Consider the following 19,063-nt stretch of genomic DNA (forward strand, 5'->3'; position numbering starts at 1 on the left):
ACTGGTTCCACTGGAGCCACTGGTTCAACTGGAGCAACTGGAGCAACTGGAGCTAAAGGAGACCAAGGAGATACTGGTGCGACCGGAGCCAAGGGAGATCAAGGAGATACTGGCTCAACTGGAGCACAAGGTGAGAAAGGTGATAAAGGTGATACTGGAGCTAAAGGCGATACAGGTGCCCAAGGTATCCAAGGTGTTACCGGAGCTACTGGTGCAACCGGAGCAAAAGGTGAAACTGGAGCAACAGGATCAGCTGGTCCCGCAGGATCGGATGGTATTGATGGTGCAATCGGACCTAAAGGAGAAAAAGGCGACACAGGTGCAACTGGTCCAACCGGTGCTGCAGGTACTAATGGAACTAATGGAGCCACCGGCGCTACCGGCCCAACGGGTGCAACAGGTGATACAGGACCTCAAGGAGATAATATGATAAAAGCAATAGGAAAAATATCCGCAGCAGGTGGAATTGTAAAAGCGACCTCTGGAATAACGGTAACCAAATTATCCGGAAACGGGCATTATAGAATAAACCTGCCCTCAGGTATGGTTTCAAGCGCCAATTATATTATCCAACTAACGCAGCCTGATAGAAATGGAGCAGGTAACGATAACCCTGGAATCGGATATATTAATCAAACATCCTCCAGTTTTGAAGTAATCATTGGAGATAATGACAATGGAGCATCAGACAGGGTAAGGTTTAATTCTGAATTTATGTTTATGATTTTGGATTTTTAAAATAATATGGAACCAAAACATCAATTAAATAAAGTCTCCAATTTAATCAGATAATTAAAAGCAAAAAGATATAATGTTCAACAGCAGCAAATATAAAGTGCAAAGAATAGAAACTAAGAAAGGAAAGCTCCACCTTAACAAGGCGGCCCTTAATTTATTCTTTATTATCCTTTTTACATCTCAATTTGTGGCCCATGCCCAAATAGACCCAGGGCTTTTATTGGGACTTAATACAGCGACCACTACTGAGATGAACGCAATAAGTGGATCCATTACAGGATCCATGCTTTACAATACCACGGATAAAAAAATATATTTTTACAATGGAACCAATTGGGTAACCCCCTCCAATGACAACTGGTTATTGGATGGGAATACGGCTGTAGCTGGAGCATCATTTTTAGGGACTAAAAACGATGTTGCCATGGACATTAGATCTAACAATACCAGTATCCTGAAATTCGGTAGGCGGCAAACCCTTGGTTTAGTTCAACCTTATCCGGATTACACGGATCCTAATCAATATATTACCTACGTTGGAGGAGGTAACGGTGTTTCCGCACTTCAATTCCAAGCGGATGCAGCTTCGTTCTATAAACCCATGTTCTATACCAACACCGATGGTAACTTTAGGCTTAAAGGCAGTGCCGCCGGAACAGATTTTTTTGAAATTGGATCTACCGGAACATCCAATAATGGTCAGGTAGAGTTTATAATAGGTGATGATGGTTCAGAACCCTTTATCTTTAAAAGATATGATTACAGGGATGGCCTTCTTAAGGAGCTCCTGCGGGTACAGGGTAGCAGTGATTCCCAAAATGCACTTCCCAGAGTAGGTATCAATACGGGTAGCCTGGCCAATTCAACCTTACAAATAAATGGTTCCTTATCTACTGCGATTACTACGGCCGGAAGCAATCTAACCTTAGATGAAAGCCATTATACCGTGGTAATAAATTCCAATATTTCCATTACCCTACCCGCAGCCAACGGAGCAACGGGCAGAATCTACGTCCTAAAAAACACCACCAGCAGTTCTATAACTATTAGCAATTACTTTGATGCTTCGGGCAGTACGTCCAACCAAATCAGTGCCAAAAGTACACTTTGGGTACAAAGCAATGGCAGCACATGGAATTCAATTTCCGCAACGGGCTCCAGCTCTTCCTCCGGTACTGTAGTATCTACAGATGCCAATAATATTATATCAACCGGAACAGACGGTGGAGCTTATTTAAATATAAATAGAGGGGCTAGGTGGACAAACACCAATACCTCCACCGATTTAAATAACGATGGTACTTCCGTTCCTCTTTTTGGCAATGAAAATTATAAGGATGATGGCAACAATTTATACCAGGTTTCCGGAAATACCCTAAGGGTCAAAGAAGCAGGTAGATACGACATTAGAGCCAATATAATGCTATGGACAGACGATGACAAGGTTAGCCTAACTTTTAGAATTCATGTTAACGGATCTGCTGTTGGTGCCATGGGGGCAACTGGTTATTTTAGATATAAAAATGAGTTTATGCCCACTATAGCCTTAAACGAAATATTACAATTAAGTGCCAACGATGTTATTTCAATAATTGTAGAAAGAGAAGGTGATAATGGGGATATTCATCTTTCGGCAACTGGCACCTCCAGTTTCATTATCAATAAAATAAAGTAAGTTAATGAGAATCAAGGCCTTTATAGTACTGTTTTTTACTTTGCATGTCCTTTTTGGCCAAGATGCTGTACATAATTATGGTACTATTCAGATTCATGAAACTGCCATGGTAGGTTTCCATATGGACGTCATTAACGATGGTACCTTTGATGAGAATTTAGGTTTGGTAGGTTTTTATGGCGATAACGACCCATTGACCATTTCCGGGGCCTTTGCCCCTGTTTTTTATGATTCCGAGATAGCAGTAAATGACGGACTTTATCTGGAAACAAGCATAGGGATACGGAATAATTTCAACTTTATACAGGGCAACGTATTTACCCCTAGGAATCGCTCCAATGTTTTCCTTAACTTTTCCGATGATTCATTTTACGTCGGTGAGGGAAACAATACCAAAATTGATGGATATGGGGCTATAGCAAATAAGGATACCTTTACCTTCCCCGTTGGAGATGGTGACCGTATGAGACCTTTGACCCTAACTTCAGAAAGTGTAAATGCCCTGGCCAAATGTGCCTATTTTTTTGTAGCCCCGGACAACCAAACTAGTTTTAATGAAAATTTCAATCCAGACAAAAGGGATTTTAATGTGGCTGCAGTAAGCAACCAGGAATTTTGGCGTTTGGAAGGAGATGTAACATCAATGGTTACCCTCTCCTGGGACAATTACAGTAATATTGGTACCCTTGGAGAATATATTAGTGACCTTACTGTTGTTGGGTGGAGCAAAAGTCAAAAAAAATGGATGAATCTAGGGAATACGGCCCTTGAAGGAGAATTCTCGTTTGGAACTATAACTTCTGATAGTTTTGTTCCAAATGATTACGAAATTATTACCATAGGTGGTGCCGTAGATTTAAATGAAACCCTTACCACTATAGACCTGGGCAATTACTTCTTAACACCTAATGGGGACGGTACCAATGATTTTCTTGTAATTGATGGCATTGCCGAATCTCCAAACAATCTTCTTCAAATCTTTAATAGATACGGAGTATTGGTTTACTACAAAGAAAACTATAATGATGAATTTGAAGGAATATCCAACAGGAATATGCTGGTAAAAGGAGGCATGGGTCTTCCCTCAGGTGTTTATTTCTACATCATCATTTTGAATGACTTAAAAATTAAGCATCAGGGATATCTATACCTGTCACATCATTCCAAAAATTAATTTAAGGAATTGGTCTTTTGGCCATCTTTCAATATAGTCTGTAAAAGCTATCGACTGAAATCGATTTATTATTGTAGGAATCTGTCAACCCCACCTACCATATTCACTAATGTAATTCCGTGGCCAAGGGGAGTCAATCTTACAGAAAATAAGTAACTTTATAGCTTATTATCAATTCAATTAAGTCCGATTGAATGCAGGTGGTTCCTCCTTATTTACAATCTGGCAGTATTTTTGCGATACCATGATGAATTGAATTGCGTTATAATATTGTAATTATTGCCTTATGCAAAGAAGATCCTTTATTAAAAAAAGTAGTTATACCGGTTTGGCCTTATCCTTGCTGCCAGGCCTCACCCTTTCCCAAGATCCCGTGTACTCCGTTGCCGAGCTTATGGGCAAAGTGGATATAGAATTATTTGGGAAGGACATCAACTTAAGAAAAGAGGCACATGACGCTTTTTTGGAGATGAAAAAAGCGGCTTATAGTGATGGCATTGACTTAAAGATTGTATCGAGCTATCGTAATTTTTATCGGCAGGATGCTATTTGGGAACGCAAGTATTTACAATACTCTGAAGAAAAAGGGATGTCCAAATTGGATGCTATTGAAAAAATTATAGAATACTCCACTATACCGGGAACCAGTAGGCATCATTGGGGAACGGATATCGACATCATTGACGGATATCCAAAAACCACAGGAGATGTTTTGGTACCCGAAAAATTTGGGGAAGGCGGCCCCTTCTCACTTTTAAAAAAATGGATGGATAACAATGCCAATAAATTCGGCTTCTATTTGGTCTATACCGATAACCCAAAAAGAAAAGGATTTAAATACGAACCATGGCATTATAGCTACGCCCCCATTTCCATTCCCATGCTGAAGGCCTTTAGACGAAAGAATATTTTTAAGCTATTATTGGAAGAAGACATAATAGGTAAGGAAAACTTTACCTCCGGATTCCTTAAGGGTTATATTCAGAATAATATTTTAGATATAAATCCTGATCTCCTATAAGCAGTTTTGTAAATTCACATTGGAGCTATAAATAATACAAATGAGAAGAGGCAGTTGGAAAATTAGGATATTCATTGGCTTGGCCATAGTGGCTTTTGCCTTTATCCAACGCTGCAATAACTCGGAGGAAAACCCCTATACCGGACGGGTCCAGAATATCAATATGAGTACGGAACAAGAAGTAGCCATTGGCCTGCAGAGTGCTCCCGAGGTAGCCCAACAATATGGGGGACTATATCCTGATGAACGTTTACAATCATTTGTGGATCAGTTGGGAAATAAATTGGTAAACAACAGTATTGCCAGGGAAACCCCCTACAAATATGATTTTCATTTATTGGCAGATGACCAGACCATCAATGCCTTTGCTTTGCCCGGCGGTCCTGTATTTGTGACCTATGCCCTATTCTCCCAATTAAACGAAGCTCAACTAGCCGGAGTATTGGGACATGAGATTGGACATGTAATTGGCAGACACTCTGCGGAAAGGATTGCAGACAGCAACTTTTGGCAGACGGTAAGCATGGGCGCTTCCGTTGGTGCCGATGCCGGTGGAATTGTCAATAGCATTGGCCAAAACACCCTATTGACCAATGGTAGGGACGATGAATTGGAAAGTGATGAATTAGGGGTTCTTTTCATGATACAATCCGGTTACGATCCCTATGAGATGATCAAGGTGATGGAAATTTTAAAGGCTGCGGCAGGGCCAAATAGAGTTCCTGAATTTCAAAGCACACATCCAGACCCAGAAAATAGGATTCAACGGATAAAAGAAGCCATTGAACGAATTAAAGGACAACAATAGCCAATTTTATATATCCAAATTAGTATTTCAACGGATTCTTAGTATATTGCACCAGAACCAAATCTTATTACCCGCTCAAATTTAACCCTTATAGCTGTGATTTACAATCACTTAAATGAAACTATATGGGAACTTTATTACACTTTAAGAACATTTACCTAGCGGCATTCGAGAATTGTAAACCAGAAATTGCAGTAATATTCTTAAAAATTTACTCTGTTTTCTGCTTGGCAATGTTATCCATGGCGCTTTATGCATTATTATTTAGAGCCTTTACTGGATTTAAATTCTAGAACATTAGATTTGCTCTTTTACTTGAACACTATAAAAGCAAATTGAAGCAATAAAAAAACCTATCGAACATTATCGATAGGTTTTTTTTATTAATCGGATTTCCAACAACTATTTCTTCTGTAGACTTGCGTTGATTACTGCCAAGGCTTCAGTGGCATTTGATAGTTCCGCATGCTTTTTTGCGTTGCGTCCATTATCACACTTAATTTTTAGATCGGCACCATTGGCGATAAGGAGTTTTAGAATTTCAACCTTGTTGTAACGCGCTGCAAAAATGGCAGGTGTTTTTCCCAAAGATTTTTGATTAACATCTTCACCTAGTTCTATTAACCGCTTAACGGTTTCCACATCCCCTTGAACAATAGCCTTGCAAAAGGAGCTTAATTCTTCAGGGTTGCCCACAATTGTTGATTCATTAAGGCTGTTCATGTTGTTGTTACTTTCGGCGTATACGCCGGTTACCATAAACAATAATGCCATGGCGACTGTTAAAATTGTTTTTCTCATGATGAATTAGATTAATTAGTGATTATTGATTACTATAACAGACTACATTCCGTTAAATTTGTTTCACTTTCCCCTCTTAAATAACAAAATTTTAACAAAACAACCTTCATTTGGTCATTCCTGTAAAACATCCATTTCTTAGAAAATAAAAGGTATTAAACCTCAGGGCAAGCCCTGAACCCTATTATAGGAATCGATCCAAGGGTCGAGGTATTGACCCTCGATCCTGCCGAAAAAGGCGGGATTAGTTCAACTTCCAATTTTAAGTACGCCTTACTGATTTCTCAAAATTGAGTTTCGCTAATAAATTTTAAAAAAGGTGTCCTAAATTCTAGCAATCCATAGACAATAGTTTTATTTTTGACATCAATAAGAAACATAACATGAACAAGAAAGTAATTTTAATGATTTTGGACGGATGGGGTAAATCCCCAGACCCCAAAGTCTCCGCTATAGAAAATGCCAACACTCCATTTATAGATTCCCTTTATACCAAATACGCCAATTCCAATCTATTGACCGATGGTATGAATGTAGGATTGCCGGAAGGGCAAATGGGCAATAGTGAAGTAGGCCATATGAACCTAGGAGCCGGCCGTATCGTATACCAAGATTTGGCCAAAATAAACTTGGCCATTGACCAGGATACCTTGAAGGATGAGCAAGTACTTAAGGATGCGCTCACATATGCCAAAAACAACGACAAACCCGTCCATTTTTTGGGATTACTAAGTGATGGGGGTGTACATAGCCACACCTCGCACCTAAGAGGACTTATTGATGCCAGTGAAAGCTATGGCCTTAAAAAGACTTATATCCATGCCTTTACCGATGGAAGGGACGTAGATCCTAAAAGCGGAATTGGATATGTAGAAGCACTGAATAAGTATTGCTCCGATAAAAATGCAAAACTGGCCAGTGTTATTGGCCGGTATTATGCCATGGATAGGGACAAAAGATGGGAACGGGTAAAAATGGCCTATGACCTATTGGTGAACGGTGAGGGCCAAAAAACAAAAAATATAGAAGAGTCCATATTGGCGAGTTACGAATCTGGCATTACCGATGAATTCCTGAAGCCTTTAATGGTCACTGATGATCAAGGGGCACCTCTATCGGTAATAAAAAATGGCGATGTCGTTATCTTTTTCAATTTTAGAACAGACCGTGGTAGGGAACTTACCCAAGTTCTAAGTCAGGAAGACATGCACGAACTCAACATGCACAAATTGGACCTATATTATGTAACCATGACCAACTACGATGATTCCTTTAAGGGAGTGAAAGTAGTTTATGACAAGGATAATATCAGCGAAACCCTGGGAGAAACATTGTCCAAAGCCCACAAAAAACAGATAAGGATTGCGGAGACTGAAAAATATCCACACGTAACTTTCTTCTTTAATGGCGGAAGGGAAATTCCCTTTGAAGGGGAAGAGCGCATTTTATGTCCGTCGCCCAAGGTTGCTACCTACGACCTAAAACCGGAGATGAGCGCCTTCGAGATAAGGGATTCCATAATTCCAGAATTAAAAAAAGGAGAGGTAGATTTTGTTTGCCTCAATTTTGCCAACCCGGATATGGTAGGCCATACCGGAGATATGCAAGCGGCAATAAAGGCCTGCGAAACTGTAGATAGTTGTGCACAGTCCGTAATTACTGCTGGCCTGGAAAATGGTTACACCACTTTGGTCATTGCCGATCATGGAAATTGTGAGACTATGGTAAATCCGGACGGTAGCCCCAATACGGCCCATACCACAAATCCGGTGCCCTTAATTTTGGTAGATAGTGAATTGAAGAGCATCAAAGATGGTGTACTGGGCGATATTGCCCCTACCATTCTTAAATTGATAGGTGTTCCTCAGCCAGAATTAATGACCAGAAAGCCCTTAGTTTAGTAATTTGTCACCTTACAAGGTATTTGCAAATACCTTGTAAGGTGCAGTTTTAAAAGTATTGTTTTACATTTGCACTCTATGATAAAGATCAAGACTTTAGAAGAGATAGAATTGATGCGCGAAAGTGCATTGATCGTGAGCAAGACCTTGGGAATGTTGGCCAGTGAAGTTAAGCCAGGGGTAACAACCTTACAGCTAGATACTCTGGCCGAGGCATTTATTAGGGATCACGGTGCTGTTCCCGGATTTTTGGGATTGTACGATTTTCCCAATTCCTTGTGCATGAGTCCCAATGCCCAGGTTGTTCATGGAATCCCAAACAATACCCCTTTGATAGAGGGCGATATTATTTCGATTGACTGTGGTGCATTTAAAAATGGATTCCACGGGGATCACGCCTATACTTTTGAGGTTGGCGAAGTTAACCCGGAAACAAAAAAATTGTTACAGATCACCAAAGAATCCCTTTATGTAGGAATTCGTGAGTTTAAAGTAGGGAATCGCGTAGGTGATGTTGGTTATGCCATTCAACAATATACTGAAAGTCACGGTTACGGCGTAGTTAGGGAACTTGTCGGCCATGGATTGGGCAGGGAAATGCATGAGGATCCCGAAATGCCCAATTATGGAAAACGCGGAAGGGGAAAGAAATTTGTAGAGGGAATGGTAGTGGCCATAGAACCCATGATAAATTTAGGCACCCGAAGAATAAAACAATTAAAGGACGGCTGGACCATTCTAACCGCGGACAATAAGCCCAGTGCACATTTTGAACACGATGTAGCCATTATAGACGGCAAACCAGAAATACTTTCCACCTTTGCCTACATTTATGAGGCTTTAGGAATACAAAGTGACGAAGAAGCGGAGTTTCGCCAAAAAGCGTTGGTGCTTTAACAATGAGTAGGTTAATTAATTTCCCTTGGATCTTATCTTAGGGCATTTATACCATTGTTTCTGTTTAAGTCAAAGTTTTCACCCTGACACTATACTTTTAAAGCAAGATAAAATTTCTCATTAAATCTAAGCTATTTCAATTGTAAACCCGCCAAAGCAATTTGAAGAAATTATTTAAATATATCCTAAATACCATCCCGAGGCCTATCCTAATAAAACTAAGTTATTTGGTGCGGCCGCTTATGGCTTTGGGCATGCGCGGAAATCGTTACACCGATCCCATAGACGGTAAGAAATTTAAAAGTTTTCTCCCATACGGCTATGAACATTCTAGGGAAAATGTATTATCCCCCTCTACCCTATCTTTGGAACGGCACCGACTTTTGTGGCTTTATTTAAATAATGAGACCAATTTTTTTACGGACAAACTTAAGGTATTGCATTTTGCTCCTGAACAAGCCTTCTACAAAAGGTTTAGAAATTTAGAAAATATATCCTATACCACTACCGATCTAAATTCGCCCCTGGCAGATGTGAAGGCGGATATATGTAACCTGCCCTTCACTGACAATTCCTTCGACGTCATATTATGCAACCACGTTCTAGAACATATTCCCGATGACACCAAAGCTATGGAAGAATTATATCGGGTTCTAAAACCTGGGGGATGGGGAGTTTTTCAAATACCTCAAGACCTTAACAGGGCCGACACCTACGAGGACAATAGTATTACGGATAAAAAGGAAAGGGCAAAAATATTTGGACAGTACGACCATGTCCGTATTTATGGAAGGGATTATTTTGATAAACTTAGAGCTATAGGCTTTAAGGTAGAGGAAGTAGATTATTCCAAAAGGCTCTCTTCTGCGGAAGTGGATAATTATCGTTTGGCCAAAGGAGAAATCATCCCCTTGGTGTCCAAATAATTACTCCCGGACATTCTCCTTAAATCCATTGGTCATATATTCCAAAACATTTCCCTCCGGATCCAAATAAATAATATAGCCTTCCAATTCTTTATGCTGGGCCAAAATTGCTTTGGATTTCTCTAGATCCATGGCCATAAAAGAAGTTGCAAATGCGTCTGCAGTGGCACAGTCATTGGCCATAACACTGACCGCCAAGATATTGGAATTCTTGGTATAGCCTGTTTTAGGGTCAATGGTATGAACGTACTTGGCACCGGTTTCCGGATCAATTTTAAATTTTCTATAATTGCCGGAGGAAGCCATGGCAGCGTCCTTCATATACAAGGTCCTCTTGTAAGTTCTGCTTTCTTCCATCATAGGGTCATCAATAGCCACTACCCATCTCTTCTCCTTGATCCTATTTTCCCCTTGTGCGACCAACTCCCCTCCTACTTCGATTAAAAAATCGGTCAAACCTTTATTCTTCAACAAAACGGCCAAACGGTCTACCGCATATCCTTTTGCTATGGCATTAAAATCAAAATAGATCGCAGGATTCTCCTTTTTGATTTCACCATTAGCCTTAATGCTCACCTTGTTAAACCCTACATAATCCAAAAGGCTATCCACCTTCATACTATCCATTTGTAACTCAGTTCCCGGACCAAAGCCCCAGGCATTCACCAATACACCAACGGTGGGGTCAAAATAGCCATCAGTGACATCAAAAACTCTACCCGAAAGTTCAAAAACCTCCCTAAACATTTGGTCCACAACAATGGTAGAATCCCCTCTATTAATTCTTGAAATATCGGAAGTAGGTATATAAGTGGACATAGATTGATTTAACACTTGAAAAAGGGAATCGATTTCCCTTTCAAAATTCAATTCCGACGTAGCCAAATAAGTAATGTTATAGGAAGTTCCCAAGGCTGACCCAGAACTTATATTCTTTACCCATTTGGACTCACTATTCCTACATCCTGCGAAAATCAGGATCAAACAAATCACCACTAAACGCATGCCACTATATTTTAATAAGTCCGTCATATTCCAATATATAAGCTTCATTAAGATAAACTGGCAGATTCCTATCCTCTGCATTGTAGAGACCAACACCGGCATAATAGGCCTCTCCGTTTTGGGTCAGGGCATGATCCTTAATTTTCTCCATCAAAGTTTTGTCGTATTCTCTTGGATCTTGGGGATGCAATACACTCCGGACCACGATAAAAAATAATTTTTTATCCTTAAGACAGACAAATTGAGGGTTCCTTTTCGGTTTGCTATTAACCCCCATAAACTCGAACCCCTCGGCCTCCAATTGTTTTCCAACAATATTCATCGCCAGATTATGCAATTCCTGTTCCGTTAAAGGTTTACCCATTATCTAAAATTTAAAGACCTATGCCAAACTGAAATAGGGGCATTTTCATAAAACTATTAAAAAAAAAGACCTGTCAAGTTTTGAAAACCTGACAGGTCTATAATTAGACCATCAAGGTCTTGGAAATCTTAAAGATTATATACTAACCTCCAAAATCGTCAAATCTAATATGCTCATCCGGGATACCAAAATCTTCTCCCATTTTTTGAACGGCCTTGTTCATCAATGGCGGTCCACAGAAATATAGTTCTATATCCTCAGGAGATTCGTGATGGTTCAAATAGTTCTCAATTACACAATTGTGTATAAATCCTACGAAACCGTCACCTGGCGCATCAATATTCTCCTTTACTTTCCAGTTATCCTCTGGTAAAGGTTCGGATAATGCCAAATAGAATTTAAAGTTTGGAAATTCCTTTTCAAGTCTGTAAAAATGTTCCAAATAAAACAATTCACGTTTAGACCTACCTCCATACCAATAGGTAACTTTTCTGTTCGTCTTTAAAGTGTTGAACAAGTGATATAAATGTGAACGCATCGGAGCCATTCCGGCACCACCACCTACATACAACATTTCAGAATCCGATTCGTTAATAAAGAACTCACCGTAAGGTCCAGAAATGGTAACAGGATCTCCTTTTTTCAAATTGAAAATATAGGAAGATGCAATTCCAGGATTAACATCCATCCAACCATTTTTGGCCCTATCCCAGGGTGGAGTGGCTATACGAACGTTCAACATAATTTCCCTTCCTTCAGCAGGATAGGAAGCCATAGAGTAAGCTCTTTCCACAGTTTCAGGGTTTTTCATAACCAAGGGCCACAGGTTGAATTTATCCCATTCTGCCTGAAACTTATCAGGGGTTTCGTGCTCTTCAGGATGCGCGGTGATATCCATTTCTGAGAATTTCACCTCACATGGAGGAATCTCGATCTGAATATACCCACCGGCCTTATACCCCATATCTTCAGGAATTTCAACTACAAATTCCTTAATAAATGAAGCCACGTTGTAATTACGTACAACAGTTCCCTGCCATTTTTTAATACCGAATACTTCCTCAGGAATGGTAATTTCCATATCCTGCTTCACCTTTACCTGGCAAGCCAAACGAGCTCCATGGTTCAATTCCTTTTTGGAAAAATGTGGTGTTTCTGTTGGAAGGGCTTCCCCTCCACCTGACAGCACATGACATTCACACTGAATACAGGTGCCACCACCTCCACAGGCAGAAGGAAGAAATATTTTCTGGTTTCCCAAAGTGGACAATAAAGACCCCCCTGAACCTACTTCAATTTTCTTTTCACCATTGATAGTTATGGTTACCGGCCCTGATGGGGATAATTTTTCCTTGGTAAACAGTAATAGTGCCACCAACAATAACAGTAGTATTAAAAAAGCAACTACCGTTATCAGTATTGTTCCAATTGTACTTGTAGCTAAGATCATCTTTACTCGTTTATTATAGCGTTGTTATAAGAAACCGTATTTTCTTTGGTCTCCTCAATTATTTTATCTTCCTCTACTTTTTGGGCCGTATTCTGCTCTACTTCCTTTGGAGCTTCATCACCGCCTGTCAACATACCGCCAAAACTCATAAAGCCAATAGCCATCAGTCCAGTAATTATAAAAGTTATTCCAAGGCCCCTTAGTGGTGGTGGAACATTGGAGTATCTAATTTTCTCACGTATGGCAGCAATGGCCAAAATAGCCAAAAACCATCCTATTCCGGAACTAAGTCCATAATTAAAGGCCAATCCAAGTGTTTGGATATCTCTCGACTGCATAAATAATGAACCTCCCAAGATGGCACAGTTAACAGCAATCAGTGGTAAAAATATTCCTAGCGAATTATAAAGTGCAGGAGAAAATTTCTCTACAACGATCTCTACCAATTGCACCATAGTTGCTATGGTAGCTATAAAGAGGATAAAGGATAAAAAGCTTAGGTTATAATCAGCATATTCAGGTCCTAACCAAGCCAAAGCCCCATCCCTTAAAAGATATTGATCCAACAACCAGTTTAAGGGTACCGTTACCGCCAGTACAAATATCACAGCGGCTCCAAGACCAACTGCGGTAGTCACCTTTTTAGAAACGGCAAGGTAAGAACACATTCCTAAGAACGTGGCAAATACCATATTATCTATAAATATGGATTTAAAAAATAATTCTACATGTTCTAACATAACATTCTATTCTTATGATGACTACTAGTTTTCCTCTATTAAAGCTTTGTTGCGTGAACGTTGCACCCATATAATGAGGCCAACAACGATCAGAGCCATTGGGGACAATAACATAAATCCGTTGTTCTCATAACCCGTTGCATATAAACCTGTTTTTTCTATGGGATCTCCCAACACCTTAAAACCAAGTAAGGTACCAGAACCCAAAAGTTCCCTAAAGAACCCAATTATAACAAGTATAAGCCCGTAACCCGCTGCATTACCAATACCGTCCAAGAAGGACCTCCAAGGTCCGTTGGCCAAGGCAAAGGCCTCAAAACGTCCCATAATGATACAGTTGGTTATGATAAGACCCACGAAAACAGAAAGCGTTTTGCTCAGTTCATAGGCAAAGGCTTTTAAAACCTGATCTACCATGATCACCAGGGCGGCCACAACTACCAATTGTACAATAATTCTAATTTTGGAAGGGATAATGTTTCGCATTAAGGAAATAACAACATTTCCTATACCCAATACAAATACAACCGATAAGGCCATTACAATGGATGCCTTTAGCTCTGCTGTAATTGCCAATGCCGAACAAATACCCAAAACCTGGATGGTAATCGGGTTGTTATCCGCTAAGGGGTCTAATATTAGACTCGTATCTTTTTTTGAAAGTAGTGCCATAGTTTAATTTTTAGCTCTTATTGATTCCAAGTAGGACTTATATAGGTTTACGCTTTCTTTGATCATTGCGGACAGGCCGTTACCAGTAATGGTTGCTCCTGCCAATGCGTCAACTTCATTATCGTCCTTAATTTCGTTGGTAGGATCGTTATTTCCCTTGGCCACTGCGATACCGGCATATTCCGTACCATCTAAAATGGATTCTCCAGTAAAATCGTCCATGAAGTAACGTTGCTTTATATTGGCTCCCAAACCAGGGGTTTCTCCTTTATGATCAAAATACACACCTTGTACCACCAAATTATTATCCAAGGCTACGAAGCCCCAAATAGCATCCCAAAGACCTTTGCCCCTCATAGGAATGATATAATATTTTGACCCATCCTTTTCACCGATAAAAAGAGGCAACTTTCTAGTTTTGCCAGCTTTGGCCACAGTTTCCTGTTTCTTTAGATCGATAAGGTATGCGTTGTCGTCCTTTGTAATCTGATCTCCTTCAATTACTAGTTGCTCCGTGATATATTTTTGAAATTCACCTGCAACCCGATCCGTAGAAACGAAATTGACACTTCCTTCATCTTCATTTTCGTTTACGCCCATGGCATAAAGAATATTCTGTTGTTTTTCCAGTCTTTCGTTCTCCTTAATCTTTTCACTTAAGGAGGAGGCAAAAAATGCCAAAAGAGACCCTACAATGACCACCATAACGGCGGCGAAAATAACGGTGTAACTATTTTTATCTGTGTTAACTGCCATGATTATACTGTTTCTGCTTTTAATTCCTGTGCTTTTCCTTCTCCATCCCCAGGCAAAATAGTAGCGTTTTTAGCACGCTTCATTCTTCTATTTACATTACCCCTAATCACATAATGATCAATTGTTGGAGCAAAAACGTTCATCAACAAAATAGCCAAGAACACGCCTTCAGGATATGCAGGGTTGAACACTCTTATCAATACTGAAATAAACCCTATAAAGAATCCGTAAATCCATTTACCCCTATTGGTCTGGGCTCCAGTAACCGGATCGGTAGCCATATACACAATACCAAAGGCCAAACCACCTACGATCAAATGTTGCCAAAAGTCAAAACTCATTAATCCGTAGAATTTACTAGTTTCCGTTATCCAACCGGCATCAACTACCCCGTTAAAGATAACTCCCATGACCAAAGCCCCCAATACGGCGCTCACCATGATCCTCCAACTGGCAATCTTACTATAAATCAAGAAAAGTCCGCCCAGCAATATTAATATTGTAGAAGTTTCTCCAACAGATCCAGGAATAAAGCCAAAAAACATGTCTGACACAGAGTAAGTCATTTCCGCCGCCTTATTTTGGGCCAAATAACCCAAAATGGTTTCTCCAGAGATAGCGTCCGGACCACCGGCCAAGTCAACCGCTTGGTGCACCCAAACCTTATCCCCACTCATCCAGGTAGGATAGGCAAAGAATAAAAACGCCCTTATGGTAAGTGCGGGATTCAAAATATTCATTCCGGTACCTCCAAAAACTTCCTTGCCAATGACAACCCCAAAGATAACGGCAACAGCCAACATCCACAATGGGGTATCAATTGGGACTATCAAGGGAACCAACATACCGGTAACCAAATAACCTTCCTCAACCTCATGTCCCTTTATTACAGCAAATAAAAATTCCACTGCAAGTCCAACCGCATAAGAAACGATTACCAACGGCAGCACGGTCCATGCTCCCATGATAAAGTTTTCCCAAGTTAGAAAGTTCCCAAAAAGAGAAGCTTGCCTAACAGCCCCATTGGCCGCATCTACAGCTGCATAGTGCTGATAACCAGCATTGAAAATCCCAAAAATAAGCACAGGCACCAAAGCCATGATCACTGTATTCATCGTACGTTTTAAATCATCCACTGCACGTACATGGGAACCAGAATGAGTTGTCTCGTTAGGAGCATACAAAAAAGTATGGATTGCATTGAATGCAGGGGCCATTTTCTTGCCCTTGTACTTCTCCTTTAAATTATGTAAATTATTTTTTAAGCTCATCTTTTATCCTATTTCTTTATATAATAAATCCAACCCTTCCCTAATAATTTGTTGATGGGGCTGTTTAGAGATGCAAATAAATTCAGTAAGTGAGAAATCTTCCGGAGCAACTTCATACAGCCCCAACTGTTCCATTTCATCCAAGTCCTTCACCATACAAGCTTTAAGAAGCTGTAAGGGATAGATGTCCATTGGAAAAACCTCTTCATACAATCCAGTAACTACAAATGCCCTATGTTCGCCATTCGTATTGGTATCCAAATCGTATTTCTTTTTGGGCTGCAACCATGAGAAGGTCAATGCCCTTGTAGAGGAAATTTTATTAAAAACCGGCTTGTTCCATCCAAAAAACTCATAATCATCACCTTCGGGAATAGCGGTTACGGTATTGTTATAAAACCCTAAATATCCGTCCGGCTTGGTCTTGGTTCCAGTTAGAACATCTCCATTGATCAACCTAAAATTCTCTGTATTAACACCACTGGCATATAAAAAGGTAGCTATTTCAGAACCAATTTTGGTAGTGTAATATTTTGGAGCCTTTACGCTGGATCCGACCAGAGCCACGACCCTTTCGGCGTTAAACCTTCCTGAAAGCAATAGCTCCCCTATAATAACAAGGTCCTGAGGAGTAATTGTCCAAACTACTTCGCCCTTATTAATGGGATCTATTTTATTTATCTGGGTACCTACCAGACCAGCAGGATGTGGACCGGATACATTATGTATTTCAATACCTTCCATATTTGAAAAAATAGACTGCCCACCTTTACCTACTGAAACATGCACCTTACCGGGAGTTAATTTCCCCAAGGCTGTCAATGCAGCCTGCACTTCCTTTTCCTTACCCTTTAAAGCATAATCCAAATCGGCCGCCATAGGACTGGTAACATAAGCGGAGATGAATATCGCTTTTGGGGTTGCGCTTGGATTGGCAATAATATCATAAGGTCTTTGCTTAATAAAAGGCCAACACCCAGATTTCAATAGCAATGATTTAACCTCCTCAGCCTTAGCGCTTTCAGGAGACAAAGGTGCGTGCGACACAAATTCCTGGCTTTTATCGGCCAGTATTTTCAAGGTTAAAATTTTTCTTCTTGCTCCTCTCACTACCTCTATCAGTTCCCCGCTTACTGGGGAAACAAAAAGCATATCCTCCACATTTTTATTGTAAAAAAGTGGTTCTCCCGCCTTTACTTCGGCGCCCTGCTTAACTAATAATTTAGGTGTAATTCCGTGAAAATCCTGAAGATTAATCGCATAAACATTACTTAAAACAGCTTTGGAAGTGGTCTTTTCCGCATCACCAATAAGATTAATGTTCAAGCCTTTTTTAATTCGGATGTCTTTAGACATATTTAGTAGACCTTAGGTTATCAAAATTTCGAGCAAATTTAATACTTAATAAAAAGTTTTCATAATTATTACTTATAAATTTAGAGATTAAACCTGGCTAATCTATTTAGGCTTGCTTTTTGCTTACCTTTACGTGAAAATAACACCAAATGAGATTGAATCTTTTTGCGCTTTTACTGTTCCTTACCAACAATTTTGCTTTTGCTCAGGTGCAGGTGGAAATTAACCCTCCAACAAACATCAAAACCATTGTATTTAAAGGTGGTACCGACGACCAATTTCCTGTCGTAAATTTGGGCGACCCGATTTATCTAGAGTTCGACGACCTTCTTGCCAATGAACAGGATTACTATTATAAGATTGTACATTGCGATTACGATTGGACGCCGTCTTCCCTTTTAAAATCTCAATATTTAAATGGAATGGACAACGAGCGGATAGTAAATTACGAAAATAGCTACTCCACATTGCAGTCCTATTCCAATTACAAGCTTACCATACCCAATGATAACACAGCATTAAAAGTTAGTGGTAATTACGTTTTGGAAATTTACAATAGTTATAATGAGCTTCAATTTTCTAGAAGATTTGTAGTATATCTAGACCAGGTAACTGTTGGTGGCGTTGTTAAACGTTCAAGGGATTTCAAGTATTTAAATGAAAAACAGGTTGTACAGTTTACCATCAATGCCAATCAAATAAAATTGGTGAACCCCAAGAAGGAGGTAAAAGTCGCCATAATTCAAAACAACCTTTGGCCCACCACGATTACCAATATAAGCCCTCAATTTATACTTGGGACGGAACTGGTATATAAATATGACCAAGAAACCAGTTTTTTTGGCGGAAATGAATATTTTAATTTCGATACCAAAGATTTAAGAGCGCCCAGTTCTTCCATTTCCCGAATAGAACTTACAAATCTTTACAACCATTATCTATTTTCGGATTATTACAGGTACGACCGGCCCTACACCTACTATCCTGACGTTAATGGAGATTTTGTAGTCAGGACCTTACAGGGAGACGACAGCTCCAGGGAGTCTGAATACAGCTACATTCATTTTACCCTACCCTACACCGGATTAATTGGTCTGAACGATGTATATGTATTTGGAAAATACAATAATTACGCCCTCGAGGAAGAAAATAAAATGACCTATAATGAGGAAACCGGCAATATGGAGGCGGTTATAAAAATGAAACAGGGATTTTACAACTACAAATACGTAATGAAAAACGAGGAAGGTGATATTGATATGAACACTATATCTGGAAATTTTCACTTTACTGAAAATAACTACCTCATCCTGGTCTATTATAGAAATTTTGGCGATATATACGACAGCGTTATTGGAGTAGGCTCTGCAAATTCCCGTTCCATAACCAATTAACAATATTTTTGAATAGGCTTTTTCAATACGGCATTTGTCCAAGTGGCCTTAAGACACTAACGATATATAGGCCTATAAAAACGACAGCAACAAATTAAGAAGCCCCAGACAAGA

At 39.8% G+C, this 19,063-nt stretch carries 18 protein-coding genes and 1 pseudogene; 10 read left to right on the plus strand and 9 right to left on the minus strand.

The features are described from left to right. From MWU84_RS24310 to MWU84_RS24420, 6 genes and pseudogenes are all read left to right on the plus strand, one after another. Positions 1 to 738 (plus strand): annotated as a pseudogene (locus MWU84_RS24310) (hypothetical protein); the annotation flags it as partial. Between the two features lie 73 nt (positions 739 to 811). Then, on the plus strand, positions 812 to 2,413 hold the full coding sequence (locus MWU84_RS07170; protein WP_246900004.1) for a hypothetical protein: 1,602 nt from the start codon (positions 812 to 814) through the stop codon (positions 2,411 to 2,413). A gap of 4 nt (positions 2,414 to 2,417) precedes the next feature. Beyond that, complete coding sequence (locus MWU84_RS07175; RefSeq protein ID WP_246900006.1) at positions 2,418 to 3,587, plus strand: gliding motility-associated C-terminal domain-containing protein; 1,170 nt, start codon at positions 2,418 to 2,420, stop codon at positions 3,585 to 3,587. Positions 3,588 to 3,873: 286 nt separating this feature from the next. Further along, positions 3,874 to 4,608, plus strand: coding sequence for a M15 family metallopeptidase (locus MWU84_RS07180; protein ID WP_246900010.1), 735 nt, complete (start codon positions 3,874 to 3,876; stop codon positions 4,606 to 4,608). A gap of 40 nt (positions 4,609 to 4,648) precedes the next feature. After that, positions 4,649 to 5,416 carry a M48 family metalloprotease gene (locus tag MWU84_RS07185; RefSeq protein ID WP_246900012.1) on the plus strand — a complete coding sequence of 256 codons (768 nt, stop codon included), beginning with the start codon at positions 4,649 to 4,651 and terminating at the stop codon, positions 5,414 to 5,416. Positions 5,417 to 5,541: 125 nt separating this feature from the next. Continuing rightward, on the plus strand, positions 5,542 to 5,709 hold the full coding sequence (locus tag MWU84_RS24420) for a DUF6747 family protein (RefSeq protein ID WP_348647854.1): 168 nt from the start codon (positions 5,542 to 5,544) through the stop codon (positions 5,707 to 5,709). Positions 5,710 to 5,818: 109 nt separating this feature from the next. Here MWU84_RS24420 and MWU84_RS07190 read toward each other — a convergent pair whose 3' ends face one another. Continuing rightward, complete coding sequence (locus MWU84_RS07190; RefSeq protein WP_246900014.1) at positions 5,819 to 6,217, minus strand: ankyrin repeat domain-containing protein; 399 nt, start codon at positions 6,215 to 6,217, stop codon at positions 5,819 to 5,821. 383 nt (positions 6,218 to 6,600) lie between these two features. On the opposite strand from MWU84_RS07190, the gene gpmI reads away from it, so the two are divergent. From gpmI to MWU84_RS07205, 3 genes are all read left to right on the plus strand, one after another. Continuing rightward, positions 6,601 to 8,118, plus strand: coding sequence for a 2,3-bisphosphoglycerate-independent phosphoglycerate mutase (gpmI, locus tag MWU84_RS07195; protein ID WP_246900016.1), 1,518 nt, complete (start codon positions 6,601 to 6,603; stop codon positions 8,116 to 8,118). Between the two features lie 78 nt (positions 8,119 to 8,196). Beyond that, positions 8,197 to 9,015, plus strand: a complete 819-nt coding sequence (gene map / locus MWU84_RS07200) for a type I methionyl aminopeptidase (RefSeq protein ID WP_246900019.1) — start codon at positions 8,197 to 8,199, stop codon at positions 9,013 to 9,015. A gap of 161 nt (positions 9,016 to 9,176) precedes the next feature. Further along, positions 9,177 to 9,941, plus strand: a complete 765-nt coding sequence (locus tag MWU84_RS07205) for a class I SAM-dependent methyltransferase (protein WP_246900023.1) — start codon at positions 9,177 to 9,179, stop codon at positions 9,939 to 9,941. Here the strand turns inward: MWU84_RS07205 and MWU84_RS07210 are convergent, their stop codons facing one another. From MWU84_RS07210 to MWU84_RS07245, 8 genes are all read right to left on the minus strand, one after another. Next, positions 9,942 to 10,973 carry an FAD:protein FMN transferase gene (locus MWU84_RS07210; RefSeq protein ID WP_246900025.1) on the minus strand — a complete coding sequence of 344 codons (1,032 nt, stop codon included), beginning with the start codon at positions 10,971 to 10,973 and terminating at the stop codon, positions 9,942 to 9,944. Beyond that, a complete protein-coding gene (locus tag MWU84_RS07215; RefSeq protein ID WP_246900027.1) occupies positions 10,951 to 11,310 on the minus strand; it encodes a Na(+)-translocating NADH-quinone reductase subunit F in 360 nt (119 codons plus the stop codon). The genes MWU84_RS07210 and MWU84_RS07215 overlap by 23 nt, the downstream gene beginning before the upstream one ends. Before the next feature lie 142 nt (positions 11,311 to 11,452). Continuing rightward, on the minus strand, positions 11,453 to 12,760 hold the full coding sequence (nqrF, locus tag MWU84_RS07220) for an NADH:ubiquinone reductase (Na(+)-transporting) subunit F (protein WP_246900029.1): 1,308 nt from the start codon (positions 12,758 to 12,760) through the stop codon (positions 11,453 to 11,455). A 2-nt stretch (positions 12,761 to 12,762) separates the two neighbouring features. Next, on the minus strand, positions 12,763 to 13,500 hold the full coding sequence (gene nqrE, locus MWU84_RS07225) for an NADH:ubiquinone reductase (Na(+)-transporting) subunit E (RefSeq protein ID WP_246900031.1): 738 nt from the start codon (positions 13,498 to 13,500) through the stop codon (positions 12,763 to 12,765). Positions 13,501 to 13,524: 24 nt separating this feature from the next. Then, positions 13,525 to 14,172, minus strand: a complete 648-nt coding sequence (locus tag MWU84_RS07230; RefSeq protein ID WP_031444941.1) for an NADH:ubiquinone reductase (Na(+)-transporting) subunit D — start codon at positions 14,170 to 14,172, stop codon at positions 13,525 to 13,527. A 3-nt stretch (positions 14,173 to 14,175) separates the two neighbouring features. Further along, the gene (locus MWU84_RS07235; RefSeq protein ID WP_246900033.1) at positions 14,176 to 14,928 is read right to left on the minus strand and encodes a Na(+)-translocating NADH-quinone reductase subunit C; all 753 of its coding nucleotides are present in this window, start codon (positions 14,926 to 14,928) and stop codon (positions 14,176 to 14,178) included. A 2-nt stretch (positions 14,929 to 14,930) separates the two neighbouring features. Continuing rightward, positions 14,931 to 16,199 carry an NADH:ubiquinone reductase (Na(+)-transporting) subunit B gene (locus MWU84_RS07240; protein WP_246900035.1) on the minus strand — a complete coding sequence of 423 codons (1,269 nt, stop codon included), beginning with the start codon at positions 16,197 to 16,199 and terminating at the stop codon, positions 14,931 to 14,933. 3 nt (positions 16,200 to 16,202) lie between these two features. Next, entirely contained in the window at positions 16,203 to 17,555 is a 1,353-nt protein-coding gene (locus MWU84_RS07245; RefSeq protein ID WP_246900037.1) for a Na(+)-translocating NADH-quinone reductase subunit A, read from the minus strand. A 149-nt stretch (positions 17,556 to 17,704) separates the two neighbouring features. Here MWU84_RS07245 and MWU84_RS07250 point away from each other — a divergent pair, with 149 nt between their 5' ends. Next, positions 17,705 to 18,949, plus strand: a complete 1,245-nt coding sequence (locus tag MWU84_RS07250; protein ID WP_246900040.1) for a DUF5103 domain-containing protein — start codon at positions 17,705 to 17,707, stop codon at positions 18,947 to 18,949. Positions 18,950 to 19,063: the final 114 nt, after the last annotated feature.

This window comes from Arenibacter sp. F20364 (genome assembly GCF_023015905.1).
GTDB lineage: Bacteria > Bacteroidota > Bacteroidia > Flavobacteriales > Flavobacteriaceae > Arenibacter.